Source organism: Paenibacillus endoradicis, from assembly GCF_024721975.1.
The window spans coordinates 679,260-695,628 of the sequence record NZ_JANQBB010000003.1; the positions used below are offsets into that span (position 1 = coordinate 679,260).

The 16,369-nt window shown below is 37.0% G+C and carries 17 protein-coding genes; 13 read left to right on the top strand and 4 right to left on the bottom strand.

What is annotated here, in order from left to right; translation table 11 throughout:
• Positions 1-66 precede the first annotated feature (66 nt).
• Together NV377_RS13270 and thiI are read left to right on the top strand one after the other, a co-directional pair.
• The gene (locus tag NV377_RS13270) at positions 67-1,218 is read left to right on the top strand and encodes a cysteine desulfurase family protein (RefSeq protein WP_258199402.1); all 1,152 of its coding nucleotides are present in this window, start codon (positions 67-69) and stop codon (positions 1,216-1,218) included.
• Positions 1,215-2,444 carry a tRNA uracil 4-sulfurtransferase ThiI gene (thiI, locus tag NV377_RS13275; protein ID WP_258199403.1) on the top strand — a complete coding sequence of 410 codons (1,230 nt, stop codon included), beginning with the start codon at positions 1,215-1,217 and terminating at the stop codon, positions 2,442-2,444. Before NV377_RS13270 ends, thiI begins: the two co-directional genes overlap by 4 nt.
• Before the next feature lie 284 nt (positions 2,445-2,728).
• Here the strand turns inward: thiI and NV377_RS13280 are convergent, their stop codons facing one another.
• On the bottom strand, positions 2,729-3,415 hold the full coding sequence (locus NV377_RS13280) for a TerC family protein (RefSeq protein ID WP_258199404.1): 687 nt from the start codon (positions 3,413-3,415) through the stop codon (positions 2,729-2,731).
• 133 nt (positions 3,416-3,548) lie between these two features.
• Between NV377_RS13280 and NV377_RS13285 the strand changes: the two genes are divergently transcribed.
• The 5 genes from NV377_RS13285 to NV377_RS13305 all read left to right on the top strand — a co-directional run bounded on the left by NV377_RS13285 (position 3,549) and on the right by NV377_RS13305 (position 8,264).
• On the top strand, positions 3,549-4,214 hold the full coding sequence (locus NV377_RS13285) for a TerC family protein (protein ID WP_258199405.1): 666 nt from the start codon (positions 3,549-3,551) through the stop codon (positions 4,212-4,214).
• Positions 4,215-4,371: 157 nt separating this feature from the next.
• Positions 4,372-4,851, top strand: a complete 480-nt coding sequence (locus NV377_RS13290; RefSeq protein ID WP_258199406.1) for a hypothetical protein — start codon at positions 4,372-4,374, stop codon at positions 4,849-4,851.
• A gap of 41 nt (positions 4,852-4,892) precedes the next feature.
• A complete protein-coding gene (gene typA / locus NV377_RS13295; RefSeq protein ID WP_258199407.1) occupies positions 4,893-6,734 on the top strand; it encodes a translational GTPase TypA in 1,842 nt (613 codons plus the stop codon).
• 36 nt (positions 6,735-6,770) lie between these two features.
• Complete coding sequence (locus NV377_RS13300) at positions 6,771-7,079, top strand: YlaH-like family protein (RefSeq protein WP_258199408.1); 309 nt, start codon at positions 6,771-6,773, stop codon at positions 7,077-7,079.
• A gap of 96 nt (positions 7,080-7,175) precedes the next feature.
• Positions 7,176-8,264 (top strand): LCP family protein, encoded by a 1,089-nt coding sequence (locus NV377_RS13305; protein WP_258199409.1) that lies wholly within the window; start codon positions 7,176-7,178, stop codon positions 8,262-8,264.
• A 165-nt stretch (positions 8,265-8,429) separates the two neighbouring features.
• On the opposite strand, the gene NV377_RS13310 is transcribed toward NV377_RS13305, so the two are convergent.
• Positions 8,430-9,020, bottom strand: a complete 591-nt coding sequence (locus NV377_RS13310) for a YhcN/YlaJ family sporulation lipoprotein (protein WP_258199410.1) — start codon at positions 9,018-9,020, stop codon at positions 8,430-8,432.
• 98 nt (positions 9,021-9,118) lie between these two features.
• On the opposite strand from NV377_RS13310, the gene NV377_RS13315 reads away from it, so the two are divergent.
• Together NV377_RS13315 and NV377_RS13320 are read left to right on the top strand one after the other, a co-directional pair.
• The gene (locus NV377_RS13315) at positions 9,119-10,456 is read left to right on the top strand and encodes a PhoH family protein (protein WP_258199411.1); all 1,338 of its coding nucleotides are present in this window, start codon (positions 9,119-9,121) and stop codon (positions 10,454-10,456) included.
• A 191-nt stretch (positions 10,457-10,647) separates the two neighbouring features.
• Positions 10,648-11,985 carry an extracellular solute-binding protein gene (locus NV377_RS13320; RefSeq protein WP_258199412.1) on the top strand — a complete coding sequence of 446 codons (1,338 nt, stop codon included), beginning with the start codon at positions 10,648-10,650 and terminating at the stop codon, positions 11,983-11,985.
• Positions 11,986-12,055: 70 nt separating this feature from the next.
• On the opposite strand, the gene NV377_RS13325 is transcribed toward NV377_RS13320, so the two are convergent.
• Positions 12,056-13,177 carry a coiled-coil domain-containing protein gene (locus NV377_RS13325; protein WP_258199413.1) on the bottom strand — a complete coding sequence of 374 codons (1,122 nt, stop codon included), beginning with the start codon at positions 13,175-13,177 and terminating at the stop codon, positions 12,056-12,058.
• A gap of 205 nt (positions 13,178-13,382) precedes the next feature.
• Between NV377_RS13325 and NV377_RS13330 the strand changes: the two genes are divergently transcribed.
• On the top strand, positions 13,383-13,526 hold the full coding sequence (locus NV377_RS13330; protein WP_258199414.1) for a hypothetical protein: 144 nt from the start codon (positions 13,383-13,385) through the stop codon (positions 13,524-13,526).
• 30 nt (positions 13,527-13,556) lie between these two features.
• Here NV377_RS13330 and NV377_RS13335 read toward each other — a convergent pair whose 3' ends face one another.
• Positions 13,557-13,793 carry a DUF2626 family protein gene (locus NV377_RS13335; RefSeq protein ID WP_258199415.1) on the bottom strand — a complete coding sequence of 79 codons (237 nt, stop codon included), beginning with the start codon at positions 13,791-13,793 and terminating at the stop codon, positions 13,557-13,559.
• A gap of 268 nt (positions 13,794-14,061) precedes the next feature.
• Here NV377_RS13335 and NV377_RS13340 point away from each other — a divergent pair, with 268 nt between their 5' ends.
• From NV377_RS13340 to NV377_RS13350, 3 genes are all read left to right on the top strand, one after another.
• Positions 14,062-14,709, top strand: a complete 648-nt coding sequence (locus tag NV377_RS13340; protein ID WP_258199416.1) for an RsfA family transcriptional regulator — start codon at positions 14,062-14,064, stop codon at positions 14,707-14,709.
• A 150-nt stretch (positions 14,710-14,859) separates the two neighbouring features.
• Positions 14,860-15,813: a ketopantoate reductase family protein gene (locus NV377_RS13345; protein WP_258199417.1), complete on the top strand. Its 954-nt coding sequence runs from the start codon at positions 14,860-14,862 to the stop codon at positions 15,811-15,813.
• A gap of 21 nt (positions 15,814-15,834) precedes the next feature.
• The gene (locus tag NV377_RS13350; RefSeq protein WP_258199418.1) at positions 15,835-16,224 is read left to right on the top strand and encodes a DUF3397 domain-containing protein; all 390 of its coding nucleotides are present in this window, start codon (positions 15,835-15,837) and stop codon (positions 16,222-16,224) included.
• Positions 16,225-16,369 lie beyond the last annotated feature (145 nt).

A 16,369-nucleotide genomic window follows, 5' to 3' on the forward strand; every position in this document is an offset into this window, starting at 1 on the left:
ATATCCCGTTTTTATCGTATATTGTAGGTTGTACATTTAATCACAGTGGAAGAAGGTTTACATGTTATGCTTTATTTTGACCATTGCGCATCTACCCCTCCTCATGAGGATGTTGTGCGTACGATGATGGAAGTCATGACGAAACATTATGCCAACCCATCCTCGTTGCATAGTGGTGGCGTAGCGGCAGCAAAACTTATTGAAAAAGCACGTGAACAATTGACTAGTTTAATGCATACGAAGCAAGGCAAATGGATGTTTACTTCTGGTGGCACAGAATCTAATAATTTAGCGATTAAAGGCGTTGCCCGTCAATATGCTAATCGTGGCAAACATATTATTACTTCAGCAGTAGAACATGCTTCTGTTCATGAAGCTATGCAACAACTCGGGCAAGAAGGTTTTACGATTACTGAGCTTCCAGTTGATGCTACTGGGCATGTATCACTAGATCAATTGAAACAGCACATAACGGTTGATACTATTCTAGTAAGTATTATGCATGTTAACAATGAGTTAGGTTCAGAACAACCGATTGCTGCAATCGGACAATTGCTAAAGCAATATCCCAAAGTAATATTTCATGTTGATGCCGTACAAAGTCTTGGAAAACTCAATATTGATATTGAGGATTGGGGAATAGATTTATTAAGTGGTTCAGCACATAAATTGCGTGGTCCTCGTGGGGTCGGTTTTCTCTATATGCGAAATGGTATACAATTAGTACCGTTACAAGTAGGTGGCTCTCAAGAACATAATTTACGAGCAGGAACTGAGAATATAGCTGCGGTTGTTGCTAGTGCAAAAGCGTTGCGATTAGCAATACAATCATTAGATCAGCATTATAATGCTGCTGCAATATTAGCGACATATTTACGTGGAAAAATTCAAGAAATACCTGAATTAAAGCTTAATGGCGGTGCACCACAATCTCCGTATATCGTTCATTTCTCATATCCAGGGATGAAGCCGGAAGTCGTTATTCATATGTTGGAGCAACGGAGTATTCTAGCATCGACTCGTTCAGCTTGTTCCTCCAAGGACGATAAACCTAGTCGTGTTCTTATGGCTATAGGGGCAACAAGAGGAGAAGCTACTGGAGGCATTCGTATTAGCTTTGGACAAGAACATACAATAGCGGATATTGATACTTTAGTGGATGCGTTGAATGAAATAATACAGTCACTAAAACATCTTGAGAGGGGCAACACACATTGATGTACGATCGTATAGTGTTACGATATGGCGACTTAACAATGAAAGGTCGCAATCGTAAAATATTTGAAGATAAAATGCTAAAGTCAGTGAAGCGAGCAATGAAAGAGTTTCCTGAGGTAACCTACTGGAGAACATACGGAAGACTATATGTCATTCTAAATGGAATTCCACATCAACCAGTCATTGAGCGTTTGAAAGATTTGTTCGGAATTATCTCAGTTAGTCCGGTTATTTCTGTACCTTCAGAACTTGAAGCGATTAAAGCAGCAGCTGACGAGGTTATGAAATCTCTAGATAAGACTCCAGCTACTTTCAAAATTAATGCTCGTCGAGCATGGAAAAGATTTGCCCACGGTTCTCATGAGATGAATCATTTGATCGGTTCTCATATATTACCGCAATATCCTGATATGAAAGTAGATGTTCATAATCCTGAACTGGAACTGAAGATCGAAATCCAAGAAGAAGCTACTTATTTGTATTGGGAAAACATTGCAGCTGCTGGTGGTTTTCCTTATGGCTCAAATGGTAAAGCGATGTTATTGCTTTCTGGGGGGATCGACAGTCCTGTAGCGGGCTGGATGGCGCTTCGTAAAGGTCTTGAAATTGAGGCGGTACATTTCCATAGTTATCCTTTCACGAGTCAACAAGCAACAGATAAAGTTATTACACTTGCTAGAAGATTGTCATACTATAGCGGTGTTCCAATTCGTCTACATCTTGTTCCATTTACAGAAATTCAAACTCGCATCACTCATAGTAATCAAGAAAACTTAACGATTACATTGATGCGTCGTGCTATGCTTCGTATTACAGAGCAATTAGCATTGAAATTTAAAGCTGGTGGTATTGTAACTGGCGAAAGTCTTGGACAAGTTGCAAGTCAAACATTGTCAAGTATGAACGTTATCGGACGTGCGACTGTATTGCCGATGATCAAGCCAGTTATAATGATGGACAAGCAAGAGATTATAACGATTGCTCGTCAAATAGGAACGTTTGAAACTTCGATCTTACCATTTGAAGATTGTTGTACTTTATTCTTACCGAAATCTCCAAGTACAAATCCTAATCTACGAATTGTTGAACGTGTAGAGCAACAACTACCAGATCTTAACGACTTGATTAAACAAGCAGTTGAGGGAACAGAAAGTGTACTTCTCAATATGACTGAAGGACACCATGAACATGGACAAGTGGATAAATCAGAAGAAGATTGGTTCTAATCAAGGATTAATCAACGGAATGATAAAAAAGAAGCGTCTAGAGAGGTTATTACTCTCTAGGCGCTTCTTTTCTTTAGCTCATAATTGAAGCCGTTGAACGTTTGTTCTTTGATGAGAGACCATAATTTAATTTATGATTCATCAAAAGAAATTAGTGGATTAAACTAATTAAACGATAAGTGCAATAAGTTGACGACTAATAGTTTAGACAGAATATCTTCAAAAAAGTCCGCTAATGCTCATTGAAACAGAGAGCATTAGTGGACTTTTTTGGATAACTATATTTAAGATGTAGCAGTAGTTTTCTTAGCGTTTCGTTTATTGACCATATAGCCTAAACCCAAAATACCTACAATTAGAACAATTTTAACTGCCCACTGAAGCCATACATTTTCTTCGAAGATATTACCGAACTTGTGTTCATCAATAAACATTTTAGAAGCAGTGTATGCTAATACGGCAGCTCCAACATAGATGATCCATTTGAAACGATCAACTAGCTTAATGAACAATGTACTTCCCCAAACAATGACAGGGACACTAATAAGTAATCCAATAACAACTAACAACATATGTCCTTGGGCAGCACCTGCAACTGCAATTACATTATCTAGACCCATTGCAGCATCTGCGATAATGATTGTTTGAATCGATTGCCATAAGGTGTTTCCTGCTTTTACATTATCATGTTGTTCTTCTTGTACGAGAAGTTTGAAAGCGATCCATATAAGAAGTAGCCCACCAACTAAGTGCAACCACGGCAGATCCAGTAGTTTAACAACAAGCAATGTTGCTACTATACGAATGGAAATGGCACCGACTGTACCCCAAATAACTGCTTTCTTCTGTTGATCTTTTGGTAAATTACGAGCAGCTAGGGCGATGACAATGGCATTGTCTCCTGCAAGAATAAGATCGATAAAAATGATGTTTAGCAAGGCAAGCCAAAATTCTCCTGTTAAAACGTTCATGGTCGGTTCCTCCTTTTCAGTTGTCCATATAGAAGCTTACACCAAATATAGCCAAACGTGAAGTGAAAAATTTTAATTTCATGACATATTGATACAAGCTTATTCATACCTCTATTAAAGAGGAGGGGAGCATGTGGACAGCTTAATTATTTTTGTTGAAATCGTATTAATAAACTTGTTATTAAGTGGTGACAATGCCATCGTCATCGCAATGGTAAGTAATCAACTACCCATACATCAAAGGAACAAAGCGATGTGGTGGGGGACACTAGTTGCTGTGTTTTTAAGATGTTTTCTTGTATTACTTGCACTTCCATTACTTCAAATTCCCTTTCTACAAGCGTTCGGTGGATTGCTCTTGTTATATATATCAATTAAATTGCTTATTGATATGCAACAAGCACAACATCAAGAGATAAACATGAAGAAGGTAACACTTATGAGTGGAATCTGGACCATTATTACTGCAGATTTCGTTATGAGCTTGGACAATGTACTAGCTATAGCGGCAGTTGCCAAGGGAGATTTTATTCTTATTATGCTCGGAATTGCCCTTAGCATTCCGATGATTATTTGGGGCAGTAAACTGCTCGATCATCTAATGAAGAGGTTTCCTTTCTTAGCTTATATCGGTGCATCACTACTTGCATTTGCTGCTGGAGAGATGCTAATCAGAGATCAAGGGCTTCATGATATCATTTTTTATAAAATGACAAGCTCACTTACCTTAATTCCATTATTATGTATTCCATTGGTCATAATTGCAGCAATATTAAGGCAAAAACCGATTAGAAAATGAATGAATTTGGACATATTCCCACGATTTTTATTAATGGGAATATGTTTTTTTGTGCAAACCTACTCATAACCCTAGTTTTTTTGTCGCAATTCCGTTAAACTAATAAAGATATGGATACATTAACAGGTAATTATAGAATTAAGGAGCGGAACGTGTAATGAATAATAAATATTCCGCTGGGATACTTTTATTGCTTGCAGGGTTAGTCATTCTTCTAGGTAAATGGGGAGTATTTAGTTTTCTTGGCTCGATATTCTGGCCGATATTAGTTCTCATCCCAGGGATTCTTATTCATGTCCTTTACTTTGGTAGAGTGCTTCCAGCAATTACATTGGTTCCAGGCGGCATGTTGGTTGTGTATGCCATACTTTTTATTTTCTGTAATGCACTTGGATGGAGTAATTTGCGTTATCTTTGGCCGCTGTTTATTTTTGGTGTAGCACTAGGTATGTATGAGTACTACCTGTTTGGATCACCGAAACAGCGTTATATAAAGACAGCTGCTATTGGGCTTGGTGCAGCGTCAATTGTTGGCTTGTTGCTTGTTGCATTATGGGGCTGGGGCATTTATGTCGTAGCATTATTATGTGTTGGTGCTGGTCTTTACTTGATGTTTGGTACACGCAAGCGTAGGTAGACAAAAGAGTTTAACTAAAGAAAATGGAGTGGTAACAGTTAATGAAGGCAAGAGAAAATTTACGTAACATAGCAATTATTGCGCACGTAGACCATGGTAAAACAACATTGGTTGATAAGTTGCTTCAACAATCGGGAACATTCAAGGATCATGAAGCTGTACAAGAACGTGCAATGGATTCCAATGATATTGAGCGTGAACGTGGTATTACGATTTTGGCTAAAAATACAGCCATTAATTACAAAGATTATTTGATCAATATCGTAGATACACCTGGACATGCTGACTTCGGTGGCGAAGTTGAGCGTATTATGAAAATGGTTGATGGTGTACTACTTGTAGTTGATGCATTTGAAGGTTGTATGCCTCAAACGAAGTTCGTACTTCGTAAAGCACTTGAGTCTAACTTGACACCAATTGTTGTTGTTAACAAAATTGACCGTCCAAATGCTAGTCCAACTCAAGTTATTGACGAAGTATTAGACCTATTCATTGAATTAGGTGCTAATGATCAGCAATTAGAATTCCCAGTCGTATATGCTTCAGCATTGATGGGAACTTCAAGCATGAACGTTGATAAACAAGATGAAAATATGCAAGCACTTTATGAAACAATTATTGAAAATATCCCTGCTCCAACAGAGAGCACGGTTGATCCTCTTCAATTCTTAGTTACTTTGCTTGATTTCAACGAATATCTTGGTCGTATTGCGGTTGGCCGTGTAAACCGTGGTATTATTAAACAAGGTCAAACGGTTGCTGTTATTAACCGTGATGGCGTAACTAAACAAGCAAGAATTGAGAAACTATTTGGTTTCCAAGGATTGAAACGTTTAGAGATCGAAGAAGCGGGCGCTGGTGATATCGTTGCTATTGCAGGTATCCGTGAAATTAATATTGGTGAAACGATCGCTGATCCAGCGAATCCTGAAGCATTGCCAGTATTGAAAATCGATGAGCCAACATTGCAAATGACATTCGTTGTTAACAACTCTCCGTTTGCAGGTCGTGAAGGTAAATGGGTTACATCTCGTAAACTACGTGAACGTCTATTCAAAGAGCTTGAAACTGACGTAGCACTTCGTGTTGACGAAACAGATAGTCCAGACGCATTTATCGTATCTGGTCGTGGTGAGCTTCACTTAAGTATTCTTATCGAGAATATGAGACGTGAAGGGTTTGAACTACAAGTTTCTAAACCAGAAGTTATTGTTAGAGAAATTGATGGCGTGAAGAGTGAACCTTATGAGCGTCTTCTAATTGATCTACCAGACGAGAGCATGGGTGCTGTTATGGAAAGCCTAGGAACTCGTAAAGCTGAAATGATGAATATGGTTAATGATGGTTCTGGTCAAGTTCGTCTAGAATTCGTTATTCCTGCTCGTGGCTTGATTGGTTACCGTACTTCATTCCTAACACTAACTCGTGGTTATGGTATTATGAACCATGCTTTTGATAGCTATGGCGAATATGTTCCTTCTAACGTAGGTGGTCGTCACTCAGGCGTTCTAGTTAGTAGTGAAAACGGCACAACAACTTTCTATGGTATGATGGGTGTTGAAGATCGTGGTCACCTATTCCTAGAGCCAGGTGCTGAAGTTTACGAAGGTATGATCGTTGGCGAACATAACCGCGATAATGATATTATCGTAAATATCTGTAAAGAAAAACAATTAACAAACGTTCGTTCTTCGGGTAAAGACGACACTGTTAAATTGAAAACTCCAGTGCTATTCTCTCTTGAGCAAGCACTTGAATATTTGAATGATGATGAGTATTGTGAGATTACTCCTAAAACGATTCGTCTTCGTAAAAAAATCCTTAATAAGAGTGAGCGTGAACGTGCTGAGAAGCATCGTAAAGCTGCTCTAGCAAACTTATAATAAATAGTATGATAAGACTGTGAGGAGGTTGTAAGAATGCAAACATGGTTAAGTGAGCATATGCTCATTTCATATCTACTCATTCTTGGAATGACTTTTTTCATCTTTCAGAAGGTATTCCGTCCTCAACAGGCTAGATTACCATTAATTCGTGAGATTCTGTTGTATGCTACAATGATCTTTGGATCAGCTATTCTGCTTATTATGCAAGTAGATAAGCTACCTATTATTCAATGTATGGCCATTGCAATTGTTATGATGCTCACACTTCGTTTGCGCCAGTTATATGATAGCTGGAAAGGAAAATCTTCAACAGATAACAAAGTCAATACAGAAACAAAGTAATGATTTGATTAGAGCAGCACTCACACCATCCGTCTTTACGTTTGGCAACGGGTGCTGCTTTTTTATATTCTAATGAAAATAAGAGTAGGTGAATATATGAACAAGCAAATTTCAAAGAATGCACAACCACAACCGACCGAGAGTCGGGTGACTTCAAGAGGAACACGTAAACAGAAGAAGAGTAAAAAGAAAATAATTATTACGACGATCTTATCAATTATTATTATTATAGTTGCAGTAGTAGTATTATTCGGTACATACATAGTTAATAAGGTTAATAGTAAATTCCCAGAAATGAGTATTGTTACCGAGCAAGAGGGTGAACCAAATAGTATTGCTCCAATAGCAAAAGGTGAATCAGTAAAGGACAAGCCAGTAACTTTGGTTTTATTAGGAATTGATCAGCGCAAAGGTGGCGGTGGTTTGAACACTGACGTTATGTTAGTTGCTGCGCTAAATCCTATTACGAAAAAAGGGGCAGTTATTGCAATGCCTCGTGATACTCGAATCTCTTATTATAGTAAAGAAAAAGATGCAGTAGAAGTTCGTAAAGCGAATGCGTTTTATGCGAATTACTATGTAAAAGCTCAAAAAGATGGTGAAGATAAAAATGGAGCTATGCTAAAAGGGAAAGCAGCAGTGAGGGATGTGTTAGGACAGTTCTATGACATTCCCATTCAGTATGCAGTATCTGTTAATTTCCAGGGATTCAGAGATGTAGTTGATGTACTAGGTGGCATTCATGTTGATGTGGACATGCGAATGAAGTGGACGGATTCTCATGACGATACGGATATCGACTTGCAACCGGGCCCTCAAACGCTAAATGGGAAACAAACGTTAGATTTTGTACGCTTCCGTCAATCTAAAGCTAATCCCAATGCTTCTAGTGATTTTGAACGAAATAATAGACAAAGTATCGTTCTTTCCGCTATTATGAAAAAAATGATATCACTTGGTGGTATTACGAAGATCGGTGACGTCATAGATGAAGTGAGTGATGATGTTTATACCGATATGCCTACTTCAGAATTAACCCGTATGTTGTCAACTTATTATAATATTAATATGGATAATATTACATTTATGAGTTTACAGGGAAAATGGGATAATCCTTACGTAATAGCAAGTGAAGAATCACTTGCTGAAGCTAAGCAATTATTACAATCTATATTAGCAGAATGAGTAGCATGAACATATCATATACTATCAATAGTTAAGCTTCGATTATCACATAAAAGTGAAATGAAGGGGGAAAAGCTATGGTCGTATTATGGGAGCTACAACACATAGCTTTATTTCAATATGAAACGAAGGAAGCCTAGTGGCTACACTAGGCTTTTTGTGTATTTATTTCCCTTTTAAGCTATGCTCCGTATCTTTTACCAAATCGTCGGGAGTATTGTATGTTTTGTCCTTAGTTGTTGCTTTGTATTGAAGATCTTTTTGAGAAGGCATGAGATCTGCGGGAACTTGCGGGATAATACGTCCTACAATATCTGATAGCTCCTCAGCGATGCCCATTACAGGATGTCCTGCGGAGATATCTGCACTAATCTCCTTAATGCGTTCACCAAGATCCATATCCGCTGTTACGATTGCATTGATGCCATACGTATCATTGCGAAATGCTTCAGCAACGGAGTATTTAATGACTCCAACGCGTGATCTTTCTAGATCTGCGTTAACATCGATACCGACTATTGCATTATTTCCCATGATAACAACATGAGCATTGTTAACTCCTTCGACACTTTTTGCTAGCTCCTCAAGATGTGCAATTGTATCTTGGTGATTGCTAGAGATATTTTGTTGCTTAACAGATTGAGTATTGATGTTCTCATTTTGATTGGTGGAGGGTGATTTATTACTACTGTTCATACTACTGCAGCCAGATAGCAACAGTAACAGAGCTGTTATCATGACTAGTTCCTTTTTCATTTGCTTCACCTCTGTATATAACATGTTTGTACTTTCATAGTGTAACCGTAATGGCTGTTAGCTATGTATGCTAACCATGAAGATGGGGAGGAACTAATATGGGGAAAATAATTGTGCTCGATACAAACGTATTATTGCATGATCCAAAATCAATATTTGCTTTTCCTGATGATGAAGTTGTTATTCCAGCAATTGTTCTGGAGGAAATTGATTCGAAGAAGAGACTTGCTGACGAGTTGGGTCGAAACGCAAGATCTGTATCTCGATTGTTAGATAAAATTAAAGAAGATGGAAAGTTACACTCCGGAATCATACTCGATACAGGTGGGATTATTCGAGTGGAATTGAATCATCGTAATTTTGCACAGATACAAGAGATGTTCGGAGAAATTACGAATGATCATCGAATTATTGCCGTTGCATTGAATTATCATAATGAGCAAAATTTACTACCAGAAGAAGAACGTCAAAGTGTTGTACTCGTCAGTAAAGATGTACTAATGAGAATTAAAGCTGATGTGCTAGGACTTGAAGCGAAAGATTATGTCAGTGATCCTAATATTCAAGAAAGTGATCGATATCTTGGCTTCTTCAATATGCAAGTGCATCCGTCTATAATCGATGAATTTTATAATCAAAGATTTCTCACCATTAATAATTTACAATTAAGACAACGATTTAATCCACATGAATTTATTATTTTGAAAGATGAGATGGGTACTACCAAATCAGCCTTATTAAAGGTTAATGCTCAAGCAACGAAGTTAGAGCCGTTATTTCTAAGCAATGATCCTGTGTGGGGGATGACCCCGCGTAATGCACAACAACGTATGGCACTAGAATTGTTATTGAATGATGATGTTCCACTCGTAACTTTGACTGGTAAAGCAGGTACGGGGAAGACGCTGTTAGCACTTGCTGCAGGCCTTATGAAAGTAGAAGATGAACGAAAGTATAAAAAATTGCTTATAGCAAGACCCGTTGTTCCAATGGGTAAAGATATTGGTTATTTGCCCGGGGAGAAAGATGAAAAATTACGTCCTTGGATGCAACCGATTTATGATAATCTTGAATTTTTATTTGATACAAAAAAATCAGGAGATATTGATAAAATATTGATGGGACTGGGAAGTATTCATGTTGAGGCATTGACGTATATCCGTGGACGATCAATACCTGGCCAATTCATTATTATTGACGAAGCGCAAAATCTTACAAGTCATGAAATTAAAACAATCGTGTCAAGGGTCGGAGAGGGTAGCAAAATAGTTTTGGTAGGTGATCCTGAGCAAATTGATCATCCATACCTAGACTCTATGAGTAATGGTTTAACTAACATTGTGGAGAAATTTAAACAGGAGCAACTAAGCGGACATATTACGTTAGAAAAAGGCGAGCGATCCAAACTAGCACAATTAGCAGCCGATTTGTTATAAATGAAAACAGCCGTTAGACATTCATAGCTGAAATGTCTAACGGCTGTTTTTTTATCTAATTTCACACAAAAATTAAGGTAAAAATATACTGAAATTCCATTTAACATTGATTATAGAAGGATGAAAGCGATATACTTACTGTTAGGAAATTGATATACTTGAAGTATTCCGTGACGTAAAGGAGATAAGTTGTGTTCAATAGACGTTACATATTGTTGATGCTAGGTTCTATGGTGATCATTATAGTAGCTTTTATCTTTTTGACACGCGAATTGAACTGGAATTATGTAAGTGATCTATATAAAGATAAAGATGAACCTGCCGCTATAATTGTTGATCAAGAAAAAGTTATTGAAACTGAGCAATTACACATATTCGTTTCACTAGATGAAGAACAGTTTGAACGGTTAGATCAGTTAAGAATATTGATCGAAGACTCGAATCCTAATATTGAAGTGACTTTAACGAATCAATATGCAGAACAATATGATTATGATGAATGGGAACTAAAGTCTAAGCTAGATGAACTTGGTGATGTACAACTTGTTCCAAACGAGTGGATATTGCCTTTAGCTACGAAAGGCTTGTTACAGCCGGTAGATCGTTTAATGAATAGTGATTCTTTAGCAAGTCATTTGCCAGGCTATACAGATGCATTGAGATGGAATGGCTATCTATGGGGAGTTCCATATTCTAGTAATCCATACATTATCTTATCTCATAAATTACTACAAGAGTTTGTCGATGAAGCTGTTGAAAACCCTATTGACGATGCTGTTGATGTTACTAAAGAACCGATAGAGGAAATTATACATAATAATATACCAGAAATTGTGAATGAAGTTGAGGTAGCAACAAGTAGTAATTGGGATCATATGTTAGAAATGCTTGCCAAAGTAGAGCGAAATGACACTGAAATTGATTTGCTTAATATTGCTGATAATAGCTATAACTCTATGCTGGTCTGGTTAACTTATGGTGATCTTGCCAGACAGAGTGGAATATCGAATAGGGAGTTAAGTGAGGAGCAACTAACGATTGTACAATGGTTAGCTGAGCATGAGCATAAAATTCAACTAGATAATGCTATAGAGGAACCCAATGTAGAAAAGGAAAATTGGCCACTTTACTATATGACATCATGGGAAGAATTTATGTCCAGTGAAGAAGAGTTATTCGAGCAATATGATTCAAATGAGCTGCTCATACCAGTGCCATGGCTTAATGGATATAGTTTTGTTATTCAAGCCAATAGCAAACAAGCGGTTGCTGCGATTGAATGGATTGAGCATGTTACGCAATTAGCTAGTACAAATGCACAGAACTACAAAGAAGCTCCAACTAGAAATATGGAATACACACTAAGTAGTAGTGCTGTTGTAAATAATATTGGGAATTTGTTGAATCAGAAGTTAACGGAATCGCAACTGATGAATGTATCACCAAATTGGCCGGCAGAATATTTGAGTGTGAAACAACAGTGGGATCAGGCTTCTTTACTATCGGACAAACTTAAATTATTACAATAATAACAAAATGGCAAGTACAAGCCCCTTTTTGGTGCTAGTACTTGCCATTTTGTTATGTAAATGTTCGGGCCTAGAGGGATAACTGCAGTTCAATAGTTAATGTTCCATCACTTGTTGTTACTGATTTTGCGCGAAGCAAAGATAGAATATAGGAAGGATAGAAGTTCAAATTGAATTGTGACTCAAGATCATTTTTAGTTTCATCAGGTAATAAGAATCCATTGAAATAGAGCTCATCAACAGTAAATTGTATATAGTTAGTTGGCTCTTCTATAAGTGAATAGTGACCTTTAATTTCAATTTCAATATTATCCCGTTTCCCACGCGCAATGATGGCATTTTCTAAGAAAATAAACTCGAAATCATTAAACATTTTATTCTGATTTCTTAAGAAGCTATTAAGAGCATCATCAGGTAATTCAATCGTATATTTGAAGCCCTTCATCGAGATATATTGCTGATTTTCCTGTAACCAAGTTGGCAGCTCATTCATAGACTTTGCTAGCTCTTGGAAATAGGTTTTCACTTCAATAAGACCTTTGTCTTCCCAGAAAGTAGTTAACTGCTCAATCAGTAATTGAACTCGATCGGCATCGGTTCTTCCTGCCAATTGTTCGTCGATTTGTTGTTCTAGCGCAACGACACGTTTGCGTTGTAATTGTAGTTCTTCTTGGAGTGCTGTAAGTTTATTCTGTTCAACTTTGTAAGCATCGTAACTCGTTTGCAGCACGCGATATTCATCTACATAAGAGGTTAGTATTTCCCTATCATTTGAAATAATAATTTCTACAAATTCGATAGCGAGAAGTAATCCCTCGAGTGTATCGCTTTTAAGAAAATTAAGAAAGATACCATCTCTCTCACCCATATAGTAAGCAAGAAGTACTTTACCAGCCTGATCACGTTTTTCAGCAATTTGATCTTCTTGCTGAGCAATTTGATCTTCCGTTAACGTTAACGTTTGTTGCAAAACTTCAAGCTTTTGACCGATTCGACCGATCTCTTTGTCTAGTTCTACTACAGAGAGACTCGATTGTAATATCTGCTGCAGATCCTCGTCCTCATCAGTTTGTGTAGGTGATATCGATTCTATAGTTGGCTCAGCAATTGCGGAAGGAGTCGTTATAGTATAAAACATGAGTACCGCTAGCAAGCATATGATGATACGTGGTTTCATCACGATTAGATTCAACGCTACCTTACCTCCTAAAACTTTTCGTAGCTTAATAAGATACTTCCTTGTGAGAAAAGCATTAGCTTATCCATAATTGTATGCAATAGCATGACCTATTATTTCTTACATTTGCTTTATGAACCACCTATTAAATTGAAAGTTCAAAAAGCGGGCTTTAAGAACCGAGAAGATGGAACGCTACTTGAGGAAGGAGGAAATGCAAGTGTACATGTCTAGTACAGGCGTACCAGACTTTCCAAGTTCGTTTCATATTCGATGTCGAATAACCTACAAAACCAGTCATCGTTATCAAAGTCCGCTATTTGAACTACCTCTAATAATGGAAACAGGTCGTACAAGTAATTAACCTGTACGACCTGTTTGAAAATTTGATGTCTTAGAAAGGAATACTCATTTCGAATACCGACCAATAGGTGAATCCTACAAATGAGATCACCATATATCCCCAGAACATCGTTATGTAAGTTTTTTCTGAGAAATTCAAATATCCTAGGAAAGCGAATGCAACAGCTTGTGCAAAGAATAATAGAGAAAACTCATACATATGTCCAGCAAAAGCCATCAATGCGATTATTAAGCACCAGAAACCTAGTACTCTATACATACGTGCCATACAGCAACCCCCTTTCATGATGAACGACCTAATTTCCTAAATCTCATTATATCGCTAGCAGTAACAACTGTAAACATCCTCCATGTCTAAAAACCGAAAATATTTCATCATATTTGTGAACTTGTTCATAGTATGTACATGATTATTAGAAAAAATGTATGAGTTTTTTTGAAATTGGTTATACAAAATAGTAACCAATAGATTCTATGAACTCTACTAAGCACATAGAATCTAAGTAAGTGCCTTTACGTTAGGAGGTTATAATAGCATGACAGCTATAAGACAAGATGCATGGAGTCAGGATGATGACTTAATGCTCGCAGAAGTAACACTGCGCCATATTAGAGAAGGTAGTACTCAGCTTTCAGCCTTTGAGGAAGTTGGTGAACGTATTGGTCGTACATCAGCTGCTTGTGGGTTCCGTTGGAATAGTTTTGTTAGAAAACAGTATGATGAAGCTATTCAAATCGCAAAACAACAACGACATAAACGTAATTATATGAAGAAACAGGTGGCTTCACTTCCACAAGTATCATCTATAACGATGTTTGAAACAGATGAAAGACCTATTAGAATGGAACAAGGTTCAATAGAAGAGAGTATGTCTATTGATTCAGTCATTCGTTTTTTACGCGAATGGAAAATGACGTATCAAGATTTAGCGCGCCAAATCCGTAGTTATGAAAAATCATTGAAAGATCGTGAAGATGAACTATATCGACTTCGTCAAGAAAATGAAAGATTGGCGAAAGAAGTAAATATCGTTCAAACCGATTACCATGCTGTGAATGATGATTACAAAACATTAATTCAAATTATGGATCGTGCAAGAAGATTAACAGTTCTTTCAACTGAAGAAGAGAAAAAACCTCGATTCAAAATGGATGCAAATGGTAACCTGGAGAGAATTGAATAGAGTTTGAGGTGGGAGAAGTGTTACTATATATAGTAACACTTTTTTTATTGCTATAAAGAGGAAGTTCAAAAAGCTGAATTTGATAACGATGTGGTGAATGATACAAACTTAAAACGTATGTAAAACTTGTTGAAAGGTATGTGGATAACCATGAGGTTTGAAATCATTGGTAATGGTGCAATAGGTACGTTGTATGGAGCCAAGCTTATACAAGCTGGGTATGCTGTACATTTTTGGACAAGATCGATCGAACAAGCCGAATTTCTGAGAACAGAAGGAATTACGTTAGTAGATAGAGCAGGTAAAAGTAGAACAGAAACGCAGGGGACATATAGATCACTTAAAGAGTTTGCTTTGCATCCATTAGACTTTAGTTCAACAGATGAAATATACATATTACTTACCGTGAAACAAACTCAATTAGATAATGAGCTGTTAGCTCAAATTAAGCTGCTTTTACAGCAATATGAGAATTGTACTTTAGTAGCCTTTCAAAATGGTATAGGACATATTGAAAGATTAGCAGAACTATCGAATAAGCCGATAATAACAGCTGTGATAAGCGAGGCCGCACTAAAAGTACAATCTAACGAAGTACATCATACAGGAGCCGGACTAACCAACCTAGGTGATCAATTAGGTCGTGATTCTGATAAGATACATCAGAAAATATTGGAAGAAGTGTTATTTCAGGCAGGATTTAAGACATTGGTGTCGAAAAACATCAGAGAAGCGATCTATCGTAAATTAATTGCAAACGCAGTCATCAATCCATTAACTGCCCTTTTTGGTGTGAAGAATGGAAAACTATCGTCTGACTCTACTAGATTGCAGTTAATGAAACAACTGTTTGAAGAGACTAGAACTATTTTAGCTTTTGATGAGTTAGAAATTAGTAATGTAAGCTTTGACCAAGTACTACATATTTGTGAAGCAACATCCAGTAACACTTCTTCGATGTTAAGCGATGTTTTGGCTCATCGGGTGACAGAGATACTTGCCATTAATGGAGCAATTGTGAAAATCGCTTCGAAACATGGATATGAAGCAGGTCTTAATATGGCCATAGTACAATTAATATTAGCACTACATCCTGAAAAATAGGGGAGTGAATAATAGTAGCTTATGTGGGATTTTATTAGAAATATCTTCTCGGGGATTGCAATTATACCAATTTTTCCTTTTATTATTGTTTTTTTAGGATATGGTGCATTTGTAAAAGACCGTAAGAAAGCAATTCGTGTAGCAATGGACGTATCTACCATATTTTTCATACCTTGTGTCGCTGCATTGTTTAATGAATTATTTAATAGCGAATTTGGTATATATGGAATATTGTTAGTCATGATAATAGGAGGAGGATTACTTGGAAACATGCACTATCGTAAAGATGGCATCATTCCATGGAAGAAGATCCTTCGAGTCGTATGGCGTATTACGTTTTTCGCTACTGCATTTCTATATATCATTTTTATTATTGTTATGTTGTTACAACTGGCATTTACTGTTTCTTAATATAGAAACATCAAACGTCTCTACTTTAGTAGGGACGTTTTTCTTTTGACTTGAAACTTAGCTATTGTGTACAATGACACAGTAATGAGTTATCGTTATATAGTGTATTTAGTTTAGAAGTAAAACACATAGTGAAGTTTGAGGA